22 protein-coding genes and 2 tRNA genes are annotated in these 21,449 nt (G+C 69.0%); 18 read left to right on the top strand and 6 right to left on the bottom strand.

Annotated elements, in window-relative coordinates:
• The first annotated feature begins 1 nt into the window (after window position 1).
• From kduI to NQ151_RS09010, 3 genes are read left to right on the top strand one after another with little or no spacing between them, the layout of a single operon-like run.
• Window positions 2–832, top strand: coding sequence for a 5-dehydro-4-deoxy-D-glucuronate isomerase (gene kduI / locus NQ151_RS09020; protein WP_257527868.1), 831 nt, complete (start codon window positions 2–4; stop codon window positions 830–832).
• On the top strand, window positions 829–1,755 hold the full coding sequence (locus tag NQ151_RS09015) for a sugar kinase (protein WP_257527867.1): 927 nt from the start codon (window positions 829–831) through the stop codon (window positions 1,753–1,755). Before kduI ends, NQ151_RS09015 begins: the two co-directional genes overlap by 4 nt.
• On the top strand, window positions 1,752–2,366 hold the full coding sequence (locus NQ151_RS09010; protein ID WP_257507646.1) for a bifunctional 4-hydroxy-2-oxoglutarate aldolase/2-dehydro-3-deoxy-phosphogluconate aldolase: 615 nt from the start codon (window positions 1,752–1,754) through the stop codon (window positions 2,364–2,366). Before NQ151_RS09015 ends, NQ151_RS09010 begins: the two co-directional genes overlap by 4 nt.
• Window positions 2,367–2,477: 111 nt before the next feature.
• On the opposite strand, the gene NQ151_RS09005 is transcribed toward NQ151_RS09010, so the two are convergent.
• The gene (locus tag NQ151_RS09005; protein ID WP_257527866.1) at window positions 2,478–3,476 is read right to left on the bottom strand and encodes a magnesium and cobalt transport protein CorA; all 999 of its coding nucleotides are present in this window, start codon (window positions 3,474–3,476) and stop codon (window positions 2,478–2,480) included.
• Window positions 3,477–3,596: 120 nt separating this feature from the next.
• Window positions 3,597–5,237 carry a phosphoglucomutase (alpha-D-glucose-1,6-bisphosphate-dependent) gene (pgm, locus tag NQ151_RS09000; RefSeq protein WP_257527865.1) on the bottom strand — a complete coding sequence of 547 codons (1,641 nt, stop codon included), beginning with the start codon at window positions 5,235–5,237 and terminating at the stop codon, window positions 3,597–3,599.
• 53 nt (window positions 5,238–5,290) lie between these two features.
• On the opposite strand from pgm, the gene pheA reads away from it, so the two are divergent.
• Window positions 5,291–6,250 carry a prephenate dehydratase gene (gene pheA, locus NQ151_RS08995; protein WP_257507649.1) on the top strand — a complete coding sequence of 320 codons (960 nt, stop codon included), beginning with the start codon at window positions 5,291–5,293 and terminating at the stop codon, window positions 6,248–6,250.
• Between the two features lie 30 nt (window positions 6,251–6,280).
• Here pheA and NQ151_RS08990 read toward each other — a convergent pair whose 3' ends face one another.
• Window positions 6,281–7,333 carry an LLM class flavin-dependent oxidoreductase gene (locus NQ151_RS08990; RefSeq protein ID WP_257527864.1) on the bottom strand — a complete coding sequence of 351 codons (1,053 nt, stop codon included), beginning with the start codon at window positions 7,331–7,333 and terminating at the stop codon, window positions 6,281–6,283.
• Between the two features lie 29 nt (window positions 7,334–7,362).
• Window positions 7,363–8,448: a diacylglycerol/lipid kinase family protein gene (locus NQ151_RS08985; RefSeq protein WP_257527863.1), complete on the bottom strand. Its 1,086-nt coding sequence runs from the start codon at window positions 8,446–8,448 to the stop codon at window positions 7,363–7,365.
• Between the two features lie 52 nt (window positions 8,449–8,500).
• On the opposite strand from NQ151_RS08985, the gene serS reads away from it, so the two are divergent.
• The 7 genes from serS to bla (NQ151_RS08950) all read left to right on the top strand — a co-directional run bounded on the left by serS (window position 8,501) and on the right by bla (NQ151_RS08950) (window position 14,764).
• Window positions 8,501–9,766 carry a serine--tRNA ligase gene (gene serS / locus NQ151_RS08980; protein WP_257507652.1) on the top strand — a complete coding sequence of 422 codons (1,266 nt, stop codon included), beginning with the start codon at window positions 8,501–8,503 and terminating at the stop codon, window positions 9,764–9,766.
• Complete coding sequence (locus tag NQ151_RS08975; protein WP_257507653.1) at window positions 9,763–10,671, top strand: HAD family hydrolase; 909 nt, start codon at window positions 9,763–9,765, stop codon at window positions 10,669–10,671. The genes serS and NQ151_RS08975 overlap by 4 nt, the downstream gene beginning before the upstream one ends.
• Before the next feature lie 124 nt (window positions 10,672–10,795).
• Window positions 10,796–10,883, top strand: a tRNA-Ser gene (locus NQ151_RS08970).
• A 49-nt stretch (window positions 10,884–10,932) separates the two neighbouring features.
• Window positions 10,933–12,243, top strand: a complete 1,311-nt coding sequence (locus NQ151_RS08965) for an LCP family protein (protein ID WP_257527862.1) — start codon at window positions 10,933–10,935, stop codon at window positions 12,241–12,243.
• Window positions 12,244–12,299: 56 nt separating this feature from the next.
• Window positions 12,300–13,520 (top strand): LCP family protein, encoded by a 1,221-nt coding sequence (locus NQ151_RS08960; protein ID WP_353477565.1) that lies wholly within the window; start codon window positions 12,300–12,302, stop codon window positions 13,518–13,520.
• A gap of 72 nt (window positions 13,521–13,592) precedes the next feature.
• Window positions 13,593–13,684: transfer RNA gene (locus tag NQ151_RS08955), tRNA-Ser, on the top strand.
• Window positions 13,685–13,945: 261 nt separating this feature from the next.
• Window positions 13,946–14,764, top strand: coding sequence for a class A beta-lactamase (gene bla / locus NQ151_RS08950; protein ID WP_257527860.1), 819 nt, complete (start codon window positions 13,946–13,948; stop codon window positions 14,762–14,764).
• 205 nt (window positions 14,765–14,969) lie between these two features.
• On the opposite strand, the gene NQ151_RS08945 is transcribed toward bla (NQ151_RS08950), so the two are convergent.
• A complete protein-coding gene (locus NQ151_RS08945; protein WP_257507657.1) occupies window positions 14,970–15,254 on the bottom strand; it encodes a DUF4342 domain-containing protein in 285 nt (94 codons plus the stop codon).
• A 216-nt stretch (window positions 15,255–15,470) separates the two neighbouring features.
• Between NQ151_RS08945 and NQ151_RS08940 the strand changes: the two genes are divergently transcribed.
• From NQ151_RS08940 to NQ151_RS08920, 5 genes are all read left to right on the top strand, one after another.
• A complete protein-coding gene (locus NQ151_RS08940) occupies window positions 15,471–16,019 on the top strand; it encodes a hypothetical protein (protein WP_257507658.1) in 549 nt (182 codons plus the stop codon).
• A 64-nt stretch (window positions 16,020–16,083) separates the two neighbouring features.
• Complete coding sequence (locus NQ151_RS08935) at window positions 16,084–16,296, top strand: hypothetical protein (RefSeq protein ID WP_257507659.1); 213 nt, start codon at window positions 16,084–16,086, stop codon at window positions 16,294–16,296.
• A 162-nt stretch (window positions 16,297–16,458) separates the two neighbouring features.
• The gene (locus NQ151_RS08930) at window positions 16,459–17,661 is read left to right on the top strand and encodes a sensor histidine kinase (protein WP_257507660.1); all 1,203 of its coding nucleotides are present in this window, start codon (window positions 16,459–16,461) and stop codon (window positions 17,659–17,661) included.
• Window positions 17,658–18,332 carry a response regulator gene (locus NQ151_RS08925; protein WP_257527859.1) on the top strand — a complete coding sequence of 225 codons (675 nt, stop codon included), beginning with the start codon at window positions 17,658–17,660 and terminating at the stop codon, window positions 18,330–18,332. The genes NQ151_RS08930 and NQ151_RS08925 overlap by 4 nt, the downstream gene beginning before the upstream one ends.
• A gap of 126 nt (window positions 18,333–18,458) precedes the next feature.
• On the top strand, window positions 18,459–19,763 hold the full coding sequence (locus tag NQ151_RS08920; protein ID WP_257527858.1) for a fumarylacetoacetate hydrolase family protein: 1,305 nt from the start codon (window positions 18,459–18,461) through the stop codon (window positions 19,761–19,763).
• On the opposite strand, the gene NQ151_RS08915 is transcribed toward NQ151_RS08920, so the two are convergent.
• Entirely contained in the window at window positions 19,706–20,128 is a 423-nt protein-coding gene (locus NQ151_RS08915; protein ID WP_257527857.1) for a hypothetical protein, read from the bottom strand. The two genes, NQ151_RS08920 and NQ151_RS08915, sit on opposite strands and share 58 nt — an antisense overlap.
• 82 nt (window positions 20,129–20,210) lie before the next feature.
• Between NQ151_RS08915 and NQ151_RS08910 the strand changes: the two genes are divergently transcribed.
• Both NQ151_RS08910 and bla (NQ151_RS08905) read left to right on the top strand, forming a co-directional pair.
• A complete protein-coding gene (locus NQ151_RS08910; protein ID WP_257507663.1) occupies window positions 20,211–20,447 on the top strand; it encodes a LacI family DNA-binding transcriptional regulator in 237 nt (78 codons plus the stop codon).
• Between the two features lie 194 nt (window positions 20,448–20,641).
• Window positions 20,642–21,449: class A beta-lactamase (bla, locus tag NQ151_RS08905; RefSeq protein WP_257527856.1), on the top strand; the 808-nt coding region annotated here is incomplete at its 3' end.

The raw sequence follows: 21,449 nt of genomic DNA, 5'->3' as shown, positions 1-21,449 counted from the left end.
CATGCAGCAGCGCTACGCCACCAACCCCGCCCAGATCCCCGGCATGACCACCGCGGACCTGCGCGACCAGTACCTCGTCCCCGACGTGTTCGTTCCCGGTGAGATCACCGTCGTGTACACGCACCACGACCGCATCGTGCTCGGCGGGGCGGTGCCCGCCGGTGCCGAGCTGTCGCTGACCGGTTACCCCGAGATCCGCAGCGACTACTTCCTCGAGCACCGCGAGCTGGGCATCATCAACGTCGGCGGCACCGGAACGGTCACCGCCGACGGCGAGGTCTACACGATGGTCAAGGGTGCCTGCCTGTACCTCGGGCGCGGCATCCGCGAGGTCGTCTTCGCCGACGCGGAGGGCGACAGCGGCGCGCAGTTCTACCTGTTCTCGGCACCCGCTCACACCGCCTACCCGGCGGCGCTCGTCTCACCGGGGGAGGGCACCGTCCGCGAACTGGGCGACCAGGTCACCAGCAACCGCCGCACGCTCAACCAGTACATCCACGAGAACGGCGTCAAGAGCTGCCAGATCGTGATGGGCGTCACCTCTCTGCACCCGGGCTCGATGTGGAACACCATGCCCGCTCACACGCACGACCGCCGCACCGAGTGCTACCTGTACTTCGACGTGCCCGAGGATGCCCGCGTGATCCACCTGCTGGGCGAGCGCGAGGAGACCCGTCACCTGGTCGTCGCCGATCGGCAGGCGATCATCTCGCCCAGCTGGTCGTTGCACTCCGGCGTCGGCACCGCGGCATACTCGTTCGTGTGGGCGATGGCCGGCGAGAACCAGACGTTCGACGACATGGACGCCGCACCCGTCACGACGTTGAAGTGACCGGTTCGCTCCCTGTCCTGCGCGACGGCGCGCTGCTGGCCATCGGGGAGACCATGGCGATGGTCGCCCCGATGACCGCGGTCCCCGTGGAGGCTGCCGAGACCTTCCGGCTGGATGCCGGGGGCGCCGAGTCGAACGTCGCCTCCCACGTCGCGGCGGCCGGGGTCCCCGCCGCCTGGTACTCGCGGCTCGGCGACGATGCGCTGGGGCGCCGCATCGCGGCCCGCATCGCCTCCCGCGGCGTCGACATCTCGCGCGTGGACATCGACCGGCGGCATCCGACCGGGCTGTACGTGAAAGACCCCGGCCGGGGTGTGACGTACTACCGCGCGGGTTCCGCCGCATCGCACCTGTCGCGGGCGGACGCCGACGCGCTGGAATTCGACGGTGTCGCCGTCGTGCACGTCTCCGGCATCACTCCTGCGCTGTCGGTCTCGGCCGCCGCGTTCCTCGCACATGTCATCGACCGGGCGCGGCGGGCCCGCGTGCTGGTGAGCTTCGACGTGAACCACCGCGCGCCGCTGTGGTCGGCGGCGGCGGCATCCGCCCCGCTGCTCGCCCTCGCCCGTCGCGCCGACATCGTCTTCGTCGGTCGTGACGAAGCCGAAACGCTATGGCGGGCCGCGACCCCCGAAGCGGCGCGCGCGCTGCTGGCGGATGTGCCGCAGCTCATCGTCAAGGACGGCGCCGTCGGCGCCACCCTCTTCGACGGGCAGGCTGCCATGTTCGAGCCGGCGCTCGTGGTCGATGTGGTCGAACCGGTCGGCGCCGGTGACGCGTTCGCCGGCGGCTACCTCGCGGCGCTGCTCTCCGGCGACGGCCCCGCCGCGCGGCTGCGCGCCGGGCACGCCCGCGCCGCCCTCACGATGCAGACGACGGGGGACTTCCCCGACGCCGCCCCTTCCGAAAGGACTCCCGCATGACCGCTCCGGCCGATTCGCGCCGCCTCGACGAGATTTTCGCCGGTGCCCCGCTCATGGCGATCCTGCGGGGGATGGGCCTCGAGCGCTCGGCGCGCCTGGCGACCACGGCCTGGGACCTCGGCATCGATTCCGTCGAGGTGCCGCTGCAGACCGAAGAAGACGACCGCGCGCTGCGCGAGGTCGTGCGCCTCGGCACCGAGCGGGGCAAGGCCGTCGGCGCCGGCACGATCCTGACCGTGGCGCAGGTGGATGCCGCCATCGCCGCCGGGGCGTCGTACCTGGTGGCGCCGGGGCTGGACGCCGCGGTGGTGCGTGCGGCGCAGGAGCGCGGCATCCCGATCCTGCCCGGGGTCGCCACCCCCAGCGAGGTGCAGCAGGCCGTCGCGCTCGGGCTCACGTGGCTCAAGGCATTCCCTGCGCATTGGCTCGGTGCCGACTGGTTCAAGCACATCCGCGGACCGTTCCCGCACGTGCGATTCGTCGCCACCGGCGGTATGGATGCCTCCAACGCCGGCGCCTTCCTCGCTGCCGGGGTGAAGGTCGTCGCCGTTGGCTCGGCCCTCGAGGACGAGTCCCAGCTGCCGCTCCTGGCCGCCCTCCTCCGCGCCTGACCCCCGCCGCCCCCTCCCCGCTGAAACCACAGCTGGTCGCCGAGACCGTGGTTGGTTCCCACTGTCTCGGCGACCAGCTGTGGTCTCACGGTCCGGGGCGACGGACCGCCGTCACATCCAGCGACGGGCCTTGAACACCAGCCAGAGGGCCACCGACGTCGCCGCCATGCAGATCAGCGCGATCGGGTACCCCCAGACCCAGTCCAGCTCGGGCATGTGGGTGAAGTTCATGCCGTAGATGGTTCCCACCAGGGTGGGGCCGAACAGGATCGCCGCCCACCCGGAGATCTTCTTGACCTGCTCGCTCTGCGCCAGCGCGGTGTCGGTCTGCCGGTGCGTGACGAGGGTGGCGTTGACCGCCAGCGCGTTCTCCAGGATCGACCGCATCGCCGCCAGCTTGTCGGTGACCCGGATGACGTGGTCCAGCACGTTGCGCAGCGACCGCTGCAGCTCGAGGTCCAGCGCGTACTTGTCCGCCCCGCGCAGCAGCCCCTCCAGCATTTCGGTGAGCGGCTCCGCGGCGCGCTGGAAGTGGATCACCTCCCGTGACAGGTCGTAAATGCGCCGGGTCAGTTCGGCGCCGGTGTTGCCGAAGAGGGCGTCCTCGATCTCGTCGACGTCGGTCAGCAGCCCCTCGACCACCGGGGCGTACTCGTCGACCACTTCGTCGAGGATCGCCGCCAGCACCGCTTCGGGGCCCTTGGCGAGCAGCTCGGGCTGGCGTTCCAGGTTCCGCCGCACGGTGGCGAGGTCGGGAACGTCGGCATGGCGGATCGTGACGACGAAGTCCGGGCCGACGAACAGGTGCAGCTCGCCGAACTCCACCGTCTCGGTGGCGTCGACGTAGCGGGCTGGGCGCAGCACCGTGAACAGGATGTTGCCGTATCGCTCGATCTTGGCGCGCTGGTGGCCCGACAGGGCGTCTTCCACCGCGAGCGGATGCAGCGAGAACTCCGCCGCGACCTGGTGGATTTCCTCCGGCGTCGGTCGCAGCAACCCGATCCACGCCATGCCGTGGTTTTCCTGCATGTGCTCGAACGTCTGCTCGAGATTCTCCGGGTTGCGAATCCGCTGGCCCGCGACGTACACGGCGTTGTCGATGATCGGCATCCCGCCAGTCTGCCCCCTCCACCGCGCGCCTCCGCGCGCTGAAACGACAGCTGGTCGCCGAGACCCTGGGAAATTCCCCCCGTCTCGGCGACCAGCTGCGGTCTCACGGCCCGGGAGTGACTAGCCGCCGAGGGCGGCGGCGACCACGGCGCGGGCCTCGGCCTGCACCTCGCGCAGGTGCTCGGGGCCTCGCAGCGACTCGGCGTACAGCTTGTAGACGTCCTCGGTGCCGGAGGGACGGGCTGCGAACCACGCGTGCTCGGTCTGCACCTTCAGCCCGCCGATCGCGGCGCCGTTGCCCGGCGCGTGCGAGAGCTTCGCGATGATCGGCTCGCCGGCCAGCTCGGTCGCGGTGACCGACTCGGGGGCGAGCTTGGCGAGCGTCGCCTTCTGGGCAGGGGTCGCGGGCGCGTCGACGCGCTCGTAGGCCGACGAACCGAACTCGGCCTCCAGCTCCGCGTAGCGCTGCGACGGCGTCTTGCCGGTGACGGCCAAGATCTCGGCGGCGAGCAGGCACAGCAGGATGCCGTCCTTGTCGGTGGTCCACACCGTGCCGTCCTTGCGCAGGAACGATGCCCCCGCCGACTCCTCGCCGCCGAACGCGACCGACCCGTCCAGCAGGCCCGGCACGAACCACTTGAACCCGACGGGCACCTCCAGGAGCCTCCGCCCGAGCGACTCCGCGACGCGGTCGATGATCATCGACGACACCAGGGTCTTGCCCACAGCGGCATCCGCCGGCCACCCCTCGCGGTGGCGGAACAGGTAGTCGATCGCCACGGCGAGGAAGTGGTTGGGGTTCATCAGGCCCGCATCGGGTGTGACGATGCCGTGCCGGTCGGCGTCGGCGTCGTTTCCGGTGAGGATGTCGTAGTCGGCGCGCGCCGCGACGAGCGAGGCCATCGCCGACGGCGAAGACGGGTCCATCCGGATCTTCTCGTCCCAGTCCAGTGTCATGAACCGCCACGTCGGATCGACGTCCGGGTTGACGACGGTCAGGTCCAGCCCGTACACCTCGCCGATGAGGGCCCAGTACTCCACCGATGCACCACCCAGCGGGTCCGCGCCGATGCGCACCCCCGCCGAACGGATGGCATCCACGTCGATGATGCTCGCCAGGTCCCGCACGTACTCCTCGCGGAAGTCGTAGCTGCCCAGCCGCGACGTGTCGATGTCGGCGAAGCGGGTGCGTGTGACGCCCTCGAGCCCGGCGGCGATGAGTGCGTTCGCGCGCTCGGCGATCCAGCCGGTGGCGTCGGTGTCGGCGGGGCCGCCGTGCGGCGGGTTGTACTTGAAGCCGCCGTCGCGCGGCGGGTTGTGCGACGGGGTGACGACGATGCCGTCGGCGCGGGTGGGGTCGGCGGCGTCGAGGCCCCGGTTGTGGGCCAGGATCGCGAGGCTCAGTGCGGGGGTCGGCACCCACGCATCGCGGGAGTCGACCCGCACGTCCACGCCGTTACCGACGAGCACTTCGATCGCGCTGCGCTCGGCCGGCCGGGACAGTCCGTGCGTGTCGCGACCGAGGAACAGCGGGCCGGTGATTCCCTGGCTGGCGCGGTAATCGACGATCGCCTGGGTGGTGGCGAGGATGTGGTTCTCGTTGAAGCTCGTCGACAGCGACGAGCCGCGATGACCGCTTGTTCCGAAGGCCACGCGCTGCTCGGCAATGGCGGCATCGGGCTTGCGGTCGTAGTAGGCGTTGACCAGCTCGTCAATGTCGACGAGGTCGGAGGCTTCGGCGGGCTGTCCTGCTCGGCTCATGCGGACAGTCTGCCACCCGGACCGCCGACGCGCGCGGACTAGGCTTGCTCACCGTGACCAACGAGCCCGCCCCCGTCGCCCGTCGGACCTACAGTTTCCTGGGTCCGGCCGGCACCTTCACCGAGGCGGCGCTCGCGCAGGTCCCCGAGGCACGCGACCAGGTCTGGCATCCGGTGCGCAACGTCGCCGAAGCCCTCTCCGACGTCGTCGAGGGACGATCGGATGCCGCGATGATCGCGATCGAGAACTCGATCGACGGCGGCGTGTCCACTGCGCAGGACGCCCTGGCCACCATGCCGGGCCTGCGGATCGTGGGCGAATACCTCGTGCCGGTGAACTTCGTCCTCGTCGCCCGCCCTGGCACCGCGATCGAGGACGTGTCCCTCGTCGCCGCGCACCCGGTCGCCTACGCGCAGTGCCTGCAGTGGCTGGCGGCCCACGTGCCCGCCCACGCTCACCTCCCCGCCGCCAGCAACGTCGCCGCCGCCGTGGACATGCTCGACGGCACGAGCAACGCGGATGCCGCGATCGCGCCACCAGGCATCCTGGAGCACCACGACCTCGAACTGCTGGCCGAAGCGATCGGCGACAACCCGAACGCCGTCACCCGCTTCGTGCTCGTCAGCCGCCCCGGCACGCCGCCGAACCCGACCGGGGCCGACAAGACGTCCCTCATCGCGGAGCTGCCCGACGACCGCCCCGGCGCGCTGCTGGAGCTGCTGGAGCAGTTCTCCACGCGCGGCATCAACCTGTCGCTCATCGAGTCGCGCCCCATCGGAGACGCCCTCGGCCGCTACCGGTTCGTCATCGACGCCGACGGCCACATCGCCGACGAGCGGATGGCCGATGCGCTCCTGGGCCTGCGCCGCTTCAGCCCGCGCGTGATCTTCCTGGGGTCGTACCCGCGCGCCGACCGCGCGATCGTGCACTACCCGGACCGCTACGCCGACGAGGTGTTCGTCGAGGCGCGCGACTGGCTGCGCGGTCTGCTCTCCGGCGAACCCGACGCCTGACCGCGGTCCGCGCCGGAGGCGCCGCCGGGCTCAGCCCAGCGCGCCGGCCAGCAACTCGAGCGTGCGGGCACGGCCGTCGGCGCCGTCCAGCGGATCCGACGTGCGGGCGGCGGCAACCGGCGACACCATGATCTCCTCGACGCCGTGCGTGTCGGCGAGCGCCCGAAGCTCGGATGCCGCCTGGTCGCCGGTGCCGATGATCCAGTGCTGCGCCATCGCGGCGATGATGGGCGTCATCGCCTCGTCCACACCCGCCGCCTCGGCATCCTCGACCGTCTCCATCGCGGCCATCGGCCGGTTCAGCCGCAGCCGGGCCATCGCCCGCAGCTGCGGGAGTGCCCGGGCGTCGGCCTCCTCGGCGGTGTCGGCGGCGACGACGTTCGCGGTGAGGAACGTCACCGGTTGCGGGTGGGCCTGGCTCGGCCGGTACTGGCCGCGGTACAGCCCCAGGGCGCGCTCGAGCCCGTCGCCGGCGAAGTGGTTCGCGAACACGTACGGCAGCCCGAGGGATGCCGCCAGCTGCGCGGAGTAGTCGCTCGACCCCAGCAGCCACACCTCTGGCGTCGTGGTGGCCGCCGGTGTCGCGTGCACGTCGTAGGTGCCGCCCGAGGTGAACTGCAGCGATGCGCCCTCGGGCGAGACCAGCGCGAGGATGTCCTGCACGTGCTGCGGGAACCGGTCGACGTCGCTGGAGGTGCCAGACATCCGCAGCAGCTGCGTGATCACCGGGTCGCTGCCGGGGGCGCGGCCGATGCCGAGGTCGATGCGGCCGGGGGTGAGCGCCTCCAGGGCGGCGAACTGCTCGGCCACCACCAGCGGGGCGTGGTTGGGCAGCATGACTCCGCCGGAGCCCACACGGATGCGCGAGGTACGCGCGGCGGCGGCGGCGATGAGCACCGGGGGAGTGGTCGAGCCGACCGAAGCCATGTTGTGGTGCTCGGCGAACCAGTACCGCCGGTAGCCGAGGGCGTCGGCGCGCACGGCCAGCGCGAGCGACGCGGCGACCGCCTGAGCGCTGGTCTGGCCCGTGCGCACCGGCACGAGGTCGAGGACGGACAGGGCGGGGCGCGGCGAGGAGGACATCCTCCGAGACAACCGCGCGTCGGCGACGGCTATTCCGCGGCGTGGCGCAGTGCCGTGGCGCCGGCCCGCTGCGCCGGGACGCCGGCCTGCTGCGCCGGGACGCCGGCCTGCTGCGCCGGGACGCCGGCCTGCTGCGCCGGATGGCCGACAGGCACCGCCACCAGCAGCGCACCCGCCGCGACGTGGGTGTGCACGTGCACCGCAACGCCGAACTCGTCGCCATCGAGCTGCACCGGCTGCGCGCCCGCGGGCGCGAGGTCCAGCGCGGGTCCCCGGGCGTAGCGCACCGCGGCATCCTCGGTGCGCAGCGCCAGCACGCTCCGGCCGGCGCGGAACCGGCGCAGCACGCTGTTGTCCCAGGCGACGCGGCGCCACACGAACAGCCACCCGAATGGGCCGTCGGGCTGGAAGACGACGACGTCCAGTTCACCGTCGGTGACCGATGCCTCGGGGATCAGCTCCAGCCCCGCCGGCAGCGACCCGCAGTTGGCGAACAGCACGCTGTGCACGCGCGCCGAGTGCATGCGGTGCCGTTCCACCTGGTAGACCACGCGGAACGGTTTCGCGCCGACCAGCGACCGCGCCGCACCTCCCACATAGGCGACCCACCCGACCGTCTTCTTCAGCTGCGGGTTGGTGTTGGCGATCATCGCGGCATCCAGCCCCATGCCGCCCATGACGACGAACGGATGCTCGTCGACCCGGCCGTCGGGACGGCGCAGCTGCGCGAAGCCGATGTCGATGGCCTGCGTCTGGCCGGTGAACGTCGCGCGGATCATCGTCTCCGCGTCGCTCAGGGGCAGCCGCAGGTTGCGTGCCAGCAGGTTGCCGGTGCCGCTGGGGACGATCGTGAGGGGGATGCCGGTGTCGCTGAGCGCTCCGGCGACGGCGCGCACTGTGCCGTCGCCGCCGGCCACCAGCACCGCGGTCACGCCCTGCGTGAGGGCCTCACCGGTGGCGGCGTCGCCCAGGTCGTCGACGGTGGTGGCGAACAGCAGGGGCGGCTCCCACCCCGCGTCGGCCGACAGGCGCGCCACGCTCGCGCTCAGCGCGGCGACGTCGACCTTGATCGGGTTGTAGACCAGCGCGGCGCGGGGAGCGGCAGGCGTGGTCATGGACACACGATAGCCCCGGGTTGGAGCGCGGGGCCTGTGCGAGGATTGACCGGTGATCGATCCCGCTCTCCTCCGCGACCAGCCAGACCTCGTCAAGCGCTCGCAGCAGGCCCGCGGCCAGTCGCCCGATACCGTCGATGAGGCCGTGACCGCCGACCGTGCCCGCCGCGCCGCGATCACCGCGTTCGAGGAGTTGCGCGCGGCGCAGAACTCCCACGGCAAGCGGGTCGCACAGGCCCCGAAGGAGGAGAAGGCGGCACTGGTCGCCGAGGCCAAGGAACTGAGCGAACGCGTCAAGCGCGCCCAGCACGCCGTGACCGAAGCCGAGGCGGCCGCAGAGTCGGCGTTCGCGAAGATCGAGAACATCGTCATCGACGGCGTGCCCGCCGGCGGCGAGGACGACTTCGTGACGCTGCGCACCCACGGCGAGCCGCTCACCTTCGACTTCGAGCCCCGCGATCACCTCGCCCTCGGCGAGAAGCTGGGCGCGATCGACATGGAACGCGGCACCAAGGTGTCGGGTTCGCGTTTCTACTTCCTCACCGGCATCGGGGCTCGTCTGGAGATCGCCCTGATGAACCTCGGTCTCGACCGGGCACTGCAGGCGGGGTTCACCCCGATCATCCCGCCGACGCTGGTGCGTCCCGAGGTCATGCGCGGCACCGGTTTTCTCGGCCAGCACGCCGACGAGGTCTACCACCTCGCCGACGAGGACCTCTACCTCGTCGGCACGAGCGAAGTGCCGCTCGCCGGCTACCACATGGACGAGATCCTCGATTTCCCGCGCGGCCCGCTGCGGTACGCCGGCTGGTCCACCTGCTATCGCAGCGAAGCCGGCTCCTACGGCAAAGACACCCGCGGCATCATCCGCGTGCACCAGTTCAACAAGCTGGAGATGTTCGTCTACACGACCCCCGAGGATGCCGAGAGCGAGCACGAGCGTCTCGTCGCGCTGCAGGAGCAGCTGCTGCAGGACCTCGGTCTCAGCTACCGCGTCATCGACGTCGCTGCCGGCGACCTCGGGTCCTCCGCGGCCCGCAAGTACGACATCGAGGCGTGGGTTCCCACGCAGGGCGCCTACCGCGAGCTGACCAGCACGAGCAACTGCACCACCTACCAGGCCAGGCGCCTGGACATCCGCTACCGGCCCGATGGCGGCAAGACGGCGCCGGTGGCCACCCTCAACGGCACGCTGGCCACCACCCGCTGGATCGTCGCGCTGCTGGAGACGCACCAGCGCGCCGACGGCTCGGTGACGGTGCCCGAGGTTCTGCGCCCGTTCCTCGGCGGCTTGGAAGTGCTGGAGCCGGTCGCATGAAACCCGCCCACCTTCCTGAAACCGGCAGCGTCGAGGTCACCGAACCCGCCCAGGCCGCCGAACTCGTCGAAGAGATCGCGGAGGATGCCGAGAACCCGCTCGTCGCCACCGAACAGCTGCTCATCGTGCTCGACATCGACGGCACGATCCTGCTCGAGGACGAGTCGCTGAGCCCGGGCGTCATCGAAGCGGTGGAGCACGCCCACCGCGCCGGTCACGAGGTCATGCTCGCCACCGGGCGCAGCTGGGAGAGCACCCGCGGCATCATGCGCGTGCTGGAGATCGCACCCGAATACGTCGTCTGCTCCAACGGCGCCGTCGTGATGAAGCGCGTCGAGGGCGACGAGGTGCGTTACGAGCGGTTCCACACCGAGACGTTCGACCCCACCGAAGTGCTCACCCTGCTGCGCGAGCACCTGCCGCACGCGAAGTACATGGTCGAGCTTCCCGACGGCAGCCGGCTCTACACCGAGGAACTCGACGACTGGAACCTGCAGGGCGCCAAGCGGGTGCCGTTCGCCCAGCTCGCCGCGCAGCCGGCCTGCCGCGTCGTGGTGGTCTCGCCCGACGAGACCGAACAGGACTTCGTGGATCTCGTCGCCCGCATCGGCCTGAACGAGGTGTCGTACGCGGTGGGCTGGACGGCTTGGCTGGACATCGCCCCGCGCGGCGTGGACAAATCATCGGCGCTCGAGCTGGTCTGCGGCTGGCTCGACGTGGACCCCGCGCACGTGCTGGTCATCGGCGACGGTCGCAACGACATCGGCATGTTCCGCTGGGCGCGCGAGCACGGCGGGCGCGCCGTGGCGATGGCGCAGGGTGTGGCAGAGGTGCGCGCCGTGGCCGGCGAGACGACGACTTCGGTCGAAGCCGGCGGCGTCGCCGACGTGCTGCGTCAGCTCTGACGGCACGCGCGGATCGGCCTCCGCGGGTCATTCAGCGCCTGTACAGCCGCCCCCGGGAGAATGGGAGACGGTGCCGTCGACTAGACTCGGGGCCTGTTCGACGGATGCCGCAGGGCATTCGCCGGGAGGGTTGTCCGAGCGGCCGATGGACCTGGTCTTGAAAACCAGTGGGCAGCAATGTCCCGTGGGTTCGAATCCCACACCCTCCGCCACGCCACTCGGGTGTGACGGGCATGGTCTGCCCCACCCGAGAGGACCCGTGTGAGCGCCACCCCCGACCGCAGCGGCGCGCCGACAGGTGCCGACCGCGCCGGTCGGCGTCCGCTCGCACGGCACGGCACGCAGCGCACGCCCGGCCCCTGGGCCCAGCTGATGAAGTTCCTCGCGATCGGCTTGGCCGTGGTGCTGGTGTCCGGGGTGAGCGTGGCGGCATACGCCGCGTTCAACCTGGCATCCAGCTTTGCCGACGGCTCAGTGGACCTCAAGGGCCAAGAGGCAGTCCCGCCCGACATCGGCGAGATCGAAGGCGGCGTCAACCTGTTCCTCGCCGGCACGGATGCCTGCGAGCCCGAGTACGCCGCCTACTTCGGCGACCGTTGCACCGGCAGCGACGCGACGGGCGAGCTGAACGACGTCAACATGCTCGTGCACATCTCGGACAACCCGCGCCGTGTGACGGTGGTGTCGTTCCCGCGTGACCTGATGGTCCCGATCCCCGCGTGCACCGACCCCGGTGGCAACGAGACCCCGGCGATGCGCAAGCAGCCGCTGAACTCGGCCTATTCCAACGGGGGTGAAGCAGGCCTGGCCTGCGTCGTCTCGACGATCTCGGAGCTCTCCGGGCAGGAGATCCCGTTCGCTGCGAAGATCACCTGGGGTGGCGTGATCGAGATCACCAACGCCATCGGCGGGGTCGAGGTGTGCATCGAGAACGGCATCAAGGACCCGCACACCGGAATCGACTGGGAGGCGGGCAACCGCACCATCGCGGGCGTGGAAGCGCTGCAGTTCCTGCGCACCCGGTACGGCGTCGGCAACGGCGGAGACCTCGGCCGCATCTCCAACCAGCAGCAGTACATGTCGCGGCTGGCGCGCAAGCTCGTCAGCGACGAAGTGCTCTCCAACCCGGCCACGCTGTACTCACTGGCATCCACCGCCGTGGAGAACGTGACCCCGAGCAAGACCCTCACCAACCCGGTCACGCTCATGCAGATCGCGCTGGCGGTCAAGAACGTGCCGTTCGAAGAGATCGTGTTCCTGCAGTACCCCGTACTGGAAGACCCCGACGACCCGAACAAGGTCGTACCCGACTACGACGCCGCCGATCAGCTGTGGGCGGCGCTCGAAGCCAACCAGCCGCTGATCATCAGCGGTGAGACCAGTCAGGGCGAGGGCGTGGTCGTCGTGGAGCCGGAAACGCCCGCAGCGCCCGCGCCCACCGAGGCGGCCCCGGCACCGGGCGAGACCGCCGCGCCGTCGGAGACGCCTGCGCCGGGTGTTACCCTTCCTTCGTCCATCGCGGGACAGACGGCCGCGCAGGAGACCTGTACGAACGGGAATGTGAGCCAATGACTCCACGCAATGCCCCAGCCAAGGGGCGACGGCTTCCCGTCGCCCGACATGGGGTATTGCGTTCACCGAATCCGCTGCTGCAATTGCTGACCGTCTTCGGAGTCATCGTCGCCGTCGTGCTGGTCTCGGGGGTCAGTGTCGCCGGCTACGCCACCGTGGGGCTGGTGTCGGACTTCGCCGAGAACGCCGTCGTGCTCGAGGATGCCCCCGCCGAGCCCCCGAGCCTCGGAGCCCTCGAGGGGCCGATCACGATGGTCGTCGCCGGCACCGACGAGTGCGAGGACGAGATTGCCGGCTCGTTCGGCGGCCGCTGCAAAGGGCCCGATGCCAGCGGGCAGCTCAACGACGTGAACCTGCTCATACACATCTCCGATGCCCCGCGCCGGGTGACGGTGGTGTCATTCCCCCGAGACCTGATGGTGCCGATCCCGTCGTGCACGCAGGAGGACGGCTCGCAGACGTCGGCGATGAGCAAGCAGCCGCTGAACTCGGCATATTCGTACGGCGGCCTCGGGTGCGTCGTGAGCACGCTGTCGAAGCTGAGCGGGATGAGCGTGCCGTATGCCGCGAAGGTGAGCTTCGGCAACGTCATCAACATCACCGACGCGATCGGCGGGGTCGAGGTGTGCATCGCCGGCGGCATCCGCGATCGTCACACCGGCATCGACTGGCCGGAGGGCACGCGCACCGTCTCGGGCTACGACGCGCTGCAGTTCCTTCGCACCCGGCACGGCGTCGGCGACGGCTCGGATCTCGCCCGCATCAGCAACCAGCAGCAGTACATGTCGCGTCTGGTGCGCAAGTTGGTCAGCGACGAGGTGCTCAGCGACTACGGCACTCTCGGCGCACTCGCCGGCACCGCGGTGAAGAACGTGACGCCGAGCGATTCGCTGACCAACCCGCTGCGACTGGTGCAGATCGCGCTGGCCGCGAAGGACGTGCCGTTCGACGACATCACCTTCCTGCAGTACCCCACGTACGGCGACCCTGCCGACGTCGACAAGGTGGTTCCCGACTACAACGCGGCCGAGCAGATGTGGGAGGCGATCCTGGCGAACCAGCCGCTGCAGCTCAGCGGTGAAGCAGGCATGAACGACGCCGTGGTCGTCGTGGAGCCGCCCGGCGCCGAGCCGTCGGCCGGGGCCGAGACCCCCGCCGGGCAGACCCCCGTGGCGGAAGCGCCGGTGGTCCCGGAGGGCACCGTGCTGCTGCCGCGATCGATCACCGGGTCGACCGCTGCGCAGGAGACGTGCTCCGTGGGTAACGTCGGCGGGTGACCGCGTTCGTTCGCGGGTCCGCGACCAGGTTATGATGGCTGAGCGCACCCGCCGTTTTGCGGTCGGATGCCTGGAGACGTCGCATAGTCCGGCCTAGTGCACCACCCTGCTAAGGTGGAGTCCCCTTATGGGGACCGAGGGTTCAAATCCCTCCGTCTCCGCCACGTGATGGCCCGAGATCCCTGTAAACACCGGGAACGCGGGCCATAGGTGTCTCATGGAATCCCGTTCGCGTACGGACGACGTAAATCCGGCGGAGAAGGCTCCCAATGCACCCACGAGACGACAGAGTGCGGGAGAAAGCGGGCGTGAGGCCGCAACGACGGGCGGTGTCCGTTGTCGCCAGTGCGGCAGTCGTTATCGCGGTGATAAGTGGATGTGGCGCGACGGGCACGTCCCACCCATCGTCCTCATCGACGCCAACTGTGGCATCCAGCCCCACGCCGCAAGCCGTCGCCGACGACCACTTCATGCGACTCGAGCGCGATTTCGACGCGCGACTGGGTGTCTACGCAATGGACACCGGCACCGGTGAGGCCGTCGCCTACCGCCCGGACGAACGGTTCGCCTATGCGTCGACATCCAAGGCGCTTCTCGGTGGTGCAATCCTCGCGCAGGCGAGCGAGTCCGAGTTGAGCGAGATCGTCACCTACACCGCAAACCAGCTGGTGGCGCACTCGCCGATAACCGAGCAGCACATCGACACGGGCATGCCTTTGCGAGAGGTCATCGCGGCCGCGATCCAGTACAGCGACAATACCGCTGCCAATCTGATGTTCGACCGCCTTGGCGGGCCCAGCGGGCTGAGCGACTATCTCGAGAGCATCGGCGACACCACCACCCACCCGGAGCGGGTGGAACCGGAGCTCAACGAGGCCACGCCCGGCGACATGCGAGACACCAGTACGCCACACGCCTTGGCGGCAAGCCTGACGGAGATCGCGTTCGGAAGCACTCTCACACCGGAGCGGAGAGATTTCTTCACTGAGCTCCTCATCGGCAACACCACCGGCGACAACCTCATCCGAGCGGGCGCCCCCGACGGATGGGTGGTCGGCGACAAGACCGGATCCGGCGGGTACGGAACACGCAACGACATCGCCATCCTCTGGCCCGACACCGGCTCTCCTATCGTGCTGACCGTGCTCTCAAGCAAGAGCTCAGCCGACGCAGAACGAGACGATGCGCTCATCGCGGCCGCCGCAAGGGCTGCGATAACAGCACTCAGACCTGACGCCGGGTGACAAGGCAACTTGTACGACCTCAACCCTGGTCTCGCGAAGGATCTGAGTCCGGTCGCAGGCGGCGTGGCTCGGTCTAGCGTTCGGTTCGCGGCCTTCCGGGCCGGAGCCCGGTCCGTCATCGCGGTCGCCGGAGGGACTGGAACGAGGACAAAGAAGCCCGGATCCCTTGTGGGTCCGGGCTTCTTTTCGTATCCGTGCTGGCGCGTCAAGCCACGGTCTCCGTGGGGACTCGACGCTCGACACCGATCGTGACGCGGGTCACGAGGGCAGTGACCGCACCGATGGCCACGAGGACCGGAGCCAGGAAGAGGCCGACCGTGGCCACAGCGACACCGGCCGTGAGCGGCACTTCGAGGATGGTCTCCCCGGTGTCGCGCTTGACGAAGAGGCGGCTGACGTTGCCCTCGCGGACGATCTCGCGGACGCGGCGGACCGCATCCTCGGCCTCGACTTCGAACTCCTCGTACTGGTTGTGACTGTTCTCGCTCATGAGAGTGTTCCCTTCTTTCTTCGACCGGCTCATCCGGCCGTGTCAGGACACTAAGCATCCGCACCGCACCCGCGCCTCCACCCGTGGGGTCGATCAGCGTGGTCCGCAGTATGCCCCTCGTCAGTACCGAGGGGGGACGTGCACTGCGCGCGCGTGGCCCTATCTTCTCGAGATCACGCAGGGCAACGACCGCAACGGACTCAAAGGATGACAATCATGACCGACACGCCAGCATCGATACGCCTCGATGCGTCGACACGGCTCCTGAGCCCTCTGCGGGCGGCTCGGGCCATCGGCCCGGAGGCTCTCGCTTACGCCGTCCACGGCCTTGTGCTGTTCGTAGCGGTCGTGGGCGCGACGTTCGTCGCTGATTACCCCGCGTGGCAGATGCTCATCTACTCCGCAGGCGCCGTCCTCCTCTTCTGGTGCGCACACGTCTACTCGGCAGTCCTCGCCGACCAGCACACCCCCCAGGCCACCGTGCCGACCGGCATCACGCTGGTGTGGCATGAGATGAAGCGTCACACTCCGCTTCTTGAGGCGTGCATCGCTCCCGCCGTCCCCCTGATACTGGCAGTGACCGGGGTGCTGCCCTCGCCGATGGCATACGCCGCGAGCCTCACCATCGGCCTTGTCACCCTCGCCGTCGTCGGCTTCCTGTCACTGCGGAACCGACGTGGTTCGCTGCGGCGTTCGCTGTTCGCGGCGGTGACGACCGCGGGCTTCGGCGCCGGCATCATCGCCGCTGAGACCTTCCTCCACTGATCCACCATTCCGCCTGCGGTTCTGGCCGTGAGTGGCTCGCAACGAATCCCGAAAGGCCATAGAAATGCAAATCCTCCTCTCCATTCCCCGGCTCATGCTGGCAGTCCTCGCCCTCGCGCTGTTCCACCTCGCCGCAGGGTTCCTCGTCCTCGTCTACGCCGTCATCGCGCTTGCGGTCGGCATGGGTCGTTGGTGCCGGGATGTCTGGGTTCGAGCCAGTCGGCGCCAGCGCCGCCCCGGTGTCCCGCTTCAGCCGGTTCGCGCGGTAGGTCCGTGATCAGTGCCTGGCCATACGGCGGTATGGGACCGGCACCCACGATCGGGTGATGACGTGGTACGAGATCAGCCGTAGCGTACTGACGAAGGCCGCTCAGCCCGGCCGGAGAGGGCGATCGTGACAAGCGCGACGAACACGAGAGCCGTCGGCCATCGATCGAATGTGGAACTGCCGTTCTGGGCCTGGTGCACAGTCGCCGCATTCTGCGCGGCGCTGTTCACCGCTGCGGTTCCGGTGACGACCGCGGTCTACGACGTTCCCCTTCTGGCGGCCTTCGCCATCTGCACCGCTCAGTCCGGCTCGTTGATCCTCACAATCTTCCGGCCGCTCGTCGGAACCGCGGCGCAGCTGGCCGCCATCGTCGCGCTCGCCCTTGCGACGCGCGGCGTTCCCGAACAGCCGTGGCCGCTACCCGTCACCGGACTGATCTCGTTGGGCGCCCTGATCCTTCTTGTCGGCATCCGCGAACGTTGGATCGTGTCGCTGACCGTGTGGTGGGTGAGCATCGTCGTGCTCGTCGCGGTGATCGCCGCCTCCCCCACGCAGTACGCCTCACCCGATCAGTGGGGTGCCAATCTCATCATCTACAGCAGCTATACGGTCACCGTCCTGGCTGCGGCGATCGCAGTTGGCCAGAGGGCACGCATTCGCAGCGATCTCGCCAGAGCGCGCCGGGATATCGAACTCGAGCAAGCGCAGCGCCTGTATGTCGAGGAACGCGCGCGCATCGCGCGCGAACTGCACGACGTCGTCGCCCACAGCATGTCGATCATCCATATGCAGGCGATCTCCGCACCCTTCCGCCTCCGCGACGCCGCGCCGGCTGCCATCGAGGAGGAGTTCTCCGACATCGCCCGCTCCGCGCGCGCTGCGTTGTCCGAGATGAGGCAGCTGCTGGGCGCTCTCCGCTCAGGCGACGACGATGCTGATCTGCTGCCGCAACCCCAGCTCACCGAGTTGTCGGAGCTCACGCAGTCTGCGTCGCGCGCCGGAACCGATGTCGAGCTCGTCATCGATCCCCGCGCTTATTCAAGCAGCTCCCTCGTGCAGCTGACCGCATACCGCATCGTTCAAGAAGCCCTCAGCAATATCGTGCGACATGCTGCGGGCGCTCCGACGACGGTGAGAGTGAGCGTCGACGAGGAATCGGTGCTCATCGTGGTGCGCAACGCCAGATCCGGCCACGCGACCGGCGCGGCGCCAGGAGGGCCGATCGTCGACCGTGGCGGCGAGGGATTGCGCGGAATGCGAGAACGCGTGAGCCTCTTAGGAGGACACCTGTCGACCGGGCCTACGCCTGACGGCGGCTACCTGGTGGATGCCGCCCTGCCCGCCGCGATCGAAAGCCGACTGGAGGCGCCATGACCGTCCGAGTGCTCATCGTGGATGACCAGCCGATGTACCGGGCGGGGATGTCCGCCATCCTCGGCGCGGCGGACGGCATCGCCGTCGTGGGCGAGGCCAGCGACGGCGAGGAAGCGCTCGCGCGGAACCGCGTGCTTCATCCCGACGTCGTGCTCATGGACGTGCGCATGCCGAAGATGAATGGAATCGACGCAACCCGTCAGTTGACGCGCCCTGCGGGGCCCGCGAACATTCCGCGCGTGGTCATGCTCACGACGTTCGACATCGACGAGTATGTCTACGCCGCGCTGGAGGCCGGCGCGAGCGGCTTCCTGTTGAAAGACGCCGACGCCCAGGAGCTTGCATCCGCGGTGCACATCGTCGCCAGAGGCGATTCCCTCCTCTCCCCGCGCGTGACGCGCCGACTCATTGGGGACTTCGTCGCGAGCAAACCGACCGGGCTACAGTCCACGACCGTCTTCAACAGTCTCACCGACCGGGAGCGCGAGGTGTTCCTGCTGATCGCCACCGGGCGGTCGAACTCCGAGATCGGCAAGGAGCTGTTCATGGCGGAGCAGACCGCGAAAAGCCACGTCAGCCGCATCCTGTCCAAGCTGCACCTGCGCGATCGTATCCACGCCGTGATGCTCGCCTACGACACCGGGCTCGTAAGGCCCGGTGCGCCCGGCTGAGGATCGCCGAATACCCCTACACGCGTACGGGGAGAGATCATCCACCGGGTGAAGACCCATCCGGCATCCAGGTCCTACCTTCGGGACACCGTCGCACGCAGCGGCTACGACCCGAGGGAGAGCACGATGACCAGTACGACGACGAACGACATTCCCGTGAGCGGGACAGGCAACCCCGGCTCGTTTGGGCGTCGCCACCGCAAAGACCTCCTGATCGCCGGCATTGCCACGGCCGGGCTCGTCCTCGGGGGCCTCGGTTCCTATGGCGTGCTCCGCTGGATCCCACCGGAGTTCCCTCTCGTCTACTCCGAGACCATCGAGCCGGGCGCGACCGAGGAAGTCATGCTCGCCGACCCGGCGATCGCGCTGACCTTCGCGCGTGTGGCCACGGCCACCGGCCCCGCCGTCCTCGCCGTCACCGACTACTCCGGCGGCGAGATCACCGGGATCGTCGTCACCGGCGCGACGGGCGCCGCGCACACCGACCCGATCACAGCCTTCAACGCTCTCGGATACGACACGCTCCACGGCATCGCGACCGACGCGTCGCAGCCCACGATGACCGTGGCGGCCTCAGCGGTACTCACGGCCATCGAGACGCACAAGCACCATGTCGGCACCGGAACGAACTACGTCGAGCACCAGGAGGAGACGACCATCCACGAGCCGTACCTCTTCCCGAAGATGGGTGCGATCACCGATTCGAACGAGCCGCTGGCCGCCGGCGTCGGGGGACTGCTCGACTATGAGGTCGAACTCGGCCTCGTGGCGATGAACGACATCACGGCAGAGACCGGCATCCCCGAGTACATGGGCCTTCTACTCACCAACGACTGGACCGACCGCGAGCTTCTCGTCAGCCAGATCGAGCCTGACAACCTGACCGACGCGGCCGGCTTCACCAACGCGAAGAGCCAGCCCGGCTTCTTCAGCACGGGCGACCTGTTCGTGATCCCCGCGGACTGGCAGACCTACTACCGGGAGCTCGAACTCGACCTGTTCGTCAACGGCGACCTGCGCCAGCGCGCCCACCCCGTCGACATGGTGTGGGACCCGGTCACGCTGATCGAGCAGACCCTCGCCATCGGTGACCGCACGTGGGACAGCGACGGTGTGCAGACTCCGCTCACCGCGGCGCCCGGCGTGATCAGCCGGGGCACCATCATTCAGAGCGGGACGCCGGAGGGCGTGATCTATCGCGCCCCCGACACGCGCCAGCGGGTCCTCGGGTTCATGGAATACGTCGCCAGCTTCGGCACCAACGCCGACTCCATCGTCGACTCCGCCCTGAAGGTCTACGTCCGCGACGCGCACGAGGCGGGTGCGTACCTGCAGCCCGGCGACATGATCGTCACGCGCGCGGAGGGACTCGGTCAGATCTTCACGGACATCGTCGCTGGAGAGCGCGCCGAGACCGAAGACCTCAACTGAGAATTCCCTCCGCCTCTGCATCCAGCGTTATCGGGGGGCGGGTAGCGAAGGATGACGTGGTTGGCGTCCGAGTGCCACACCTGCGTCTGCGGCGCGAGTTCGGTGGCCCTGCGCACGTCGTCGTCGTCCATCGCCCCGACCAGGCCGTACGCGTCCAGGCGCATCCAGCGGGCGTGCATGAGCAGGATCGGCACGCAGATCCTGCTCAGCGCCTCCGCATGGGAGAACTCGCCGTAGATCCTTCCGTCGACGAAGGCGCGCGCGAAGTCGGGGTCGAACATCGACAGCGACCGGAACAGATCGCCGAACGACGCTGGCGCCCACCAAGCCTGGAATTCGTGGGCGATCCCACGATTGCGGATCATGTAAATCCGGGGGTGACAGCGATGAGCACGATCGTTAGTATCGGCAGCGTTGCCCGTCAGTCTCGCTGGAGGATCATCCCCGATGGCCCGAGAACACGTCCCTGCCCAGGAGCGCGCCGCACGGAAGGCGCCCACCATCGATGATGTAGCCGCGGTGGCGGGGGTGTCTCGCGCGACGGTCTCGCGGGTGATCAACGATCATCCTTCCGTGAGTGCAAGCGCCCGGAACGCGGTAGCGCTAGCAATCCGCGCCCTGGAGTATTCGCCCGATACCGCGGCACAGTCTCTCGCTCGGCGCCCTCCTGCGCGTGGCGGCTAGGCATGGCAGGCACGCTGCGAGTCATGCGGCGGGTGTTCCGATCTGGTCCGCGAGACAACAAAGTGCAGAAAGGCGCCATGCGGCCACAACGACGGGCGGTGTCCGCTGTCGCCAGTGCGGCAGTCGCTATCGCGATGATAAGTGGATGTGGCGCGACGGGCACGTCCCACCCATCGTCCTCATCGACGCCAACTGTGGCATCCACCCCCACGCCGCAAGCCGTCGCCGACGACCACTTCATGCGACTCGAGCGCGATTTCGACGCGCGACTGGGTGTCTACGCAATGGACACCGGCACCGGTGAGGCCGTCGCCTACCGCCCGGACGAACGGTTCGCCTATGCGTCGACATCCAAGGCGCTTCTCGGTGGTGCAATCCTCGCGCAGGCGAGCGAGTCCGAGTTGAGCGAGATCGTCACCTACACCGCAAACCAGCTGGTGGCGCACTCGCCGATAACCGAGCAGCACATCGACACGGGCATGCCTTTGCGAGAGGTCATCGCGGCCGCGATCCAGTACAGCGACAATACCGCTGCCAATCTGATGTTCGACCGCCTTGGCGGGCCCAGCGGGCTGAGCGACTATCTCGAGAGCATCGGCGACACCACCACCCACCCGGAGCGGGTGGAACCGGAGCTCAACGAGGCCACGCCCGGCGACATGCGAGACACCAGTACGCCACACGCCTTGGCGGCAAGCCTGACGGAGATCGCGTTCGGAAGCACTCTCACACCGGAGCGGAGAGATTTCTTCACTGAGCTCCTCATCGGCAACACCACCGGCGACAACCTCATCCGAGCGGGCGCCCCCGACGGATGGGTGGTCGGCGACAAGACCGGATCCGGCGGGTACGGAACACGCAACGACATCGCCATCCTCTGGCCCGACACCGGCTCTCCTATCGTGCTGACCGTGCTCTCAAGCAAGAGCTCAGCCGACGCAGAACGAGACGATGCGCTCATCGCGGCCGCCGCAAGGGCTGCGATAACAGCACTCAGACCTG

Source organism: Microbacterium sp. zg-YB36 (assembly GCF_024623575.2).
Lineage (GTDB): Bacteria > Actinomycetota > Actinomycetes > Actinomycetales > Microbacteriaceae > Microbacterium.
The sequence above is the reverse complement of the archived record's forward strand: the minus strand, read 5'-3'. Positions and strand labels throughout refer to the sequence as shown.

Coding starts and splice junctions, on each gene's coding strand:
- kduI (WP_257527868.1), top strand. CDS start 2: ATGCAGCAGCGCTACGCCACCAACCCCGCCCAGATCCCCGGCATGACC.
- NQ151_RS09010 (WP_257507646.1), top strand. CDS start 1,752: ATGACCGCTCCGGCCGATTCGCGCCGCCTCGACGAGATTTTCGCCGGT.
- NQ151_RS09005 (WP_257527866.1), bottom strand. CDS start 3,476: ATGCCGATCATCGACAACGCCGTGTACGTCGCGGGCCAGCGGATTCGC.
- pgm (WP_257527865.1), bottom strand. CDS start 5,237: ATGAGCCGAGCAGGACAGCCCGCCGAAGCCTCCGACCTCGTCGACATT.
- NQ151_RS08990 (WP_257527864.1), bottom strand. CDS start 7,333: ATGTCCTCCTCGCCGCGCCCCGCCCTGTCCGTCCTCGACCTCGTGCCG.
- NQ151_RS08985 (WP_257527863.1), bottom strand. CDS start 8,448: ATGACCACGCCTGCCGCTCCCCGCGCCGCGCTGGTCTACAACCCGATC.
- NQ151_RS08975 (WP_257507653.1), top strand. CDS start 9,763: ATGAAACCCGCCCACCTTCCTGAAACCGGCAGCGTCGAGGTCACCGAA.
- NQ151_RS08945 (WP_257507657.1), bottom strand. CDS start 15,254: ATGAGCGAGAACAGTCACAACCAGTACGAGGAGTTCGAAGTCGAGGCC.
- NQ151_RS08940 (WP_257507658.1), top strand. CDS start 15,471: ATGACCGACACGCCAGCATCGATACGCCTCGATGCGTCGACACGGCTC.
- NQ151_RS08935 (WP_257507659.1), top strand. CDS start 16,084: ATGCAAATCCTCCTCTCCATTCCCCGGCTCATGCTGGCAGTCCTCGCC.
- NQ151_RS08925 (WP_257527859.1), top strand. CDS start 17,658: ATGACCGTCCGAGTGCTCATCGTGGATGACCAGCCGATGTACCGGGCG.
- NQ151_RS08920 (WP_257527858.1), top strand. CDS start 18,459: ATGACCAGTACGACGACGAACGACATTCCCGTGAGCGGGACAGGCAAC.
- NQ151_RS08915 (WP_257527857.1), bottom strand. CDS start 20,128: ATGATCCGCAATCGTGGGATCGCCCACGAATTCCAGGCTTGGTGGGCG.
- NQ151_RS08910 (WP_257507663.1), top strand. CDS start 20,211: ATGGCCCGAGAACACGTCCCTGCCCAGGAGCGCGCCGCACGGAAGGCG.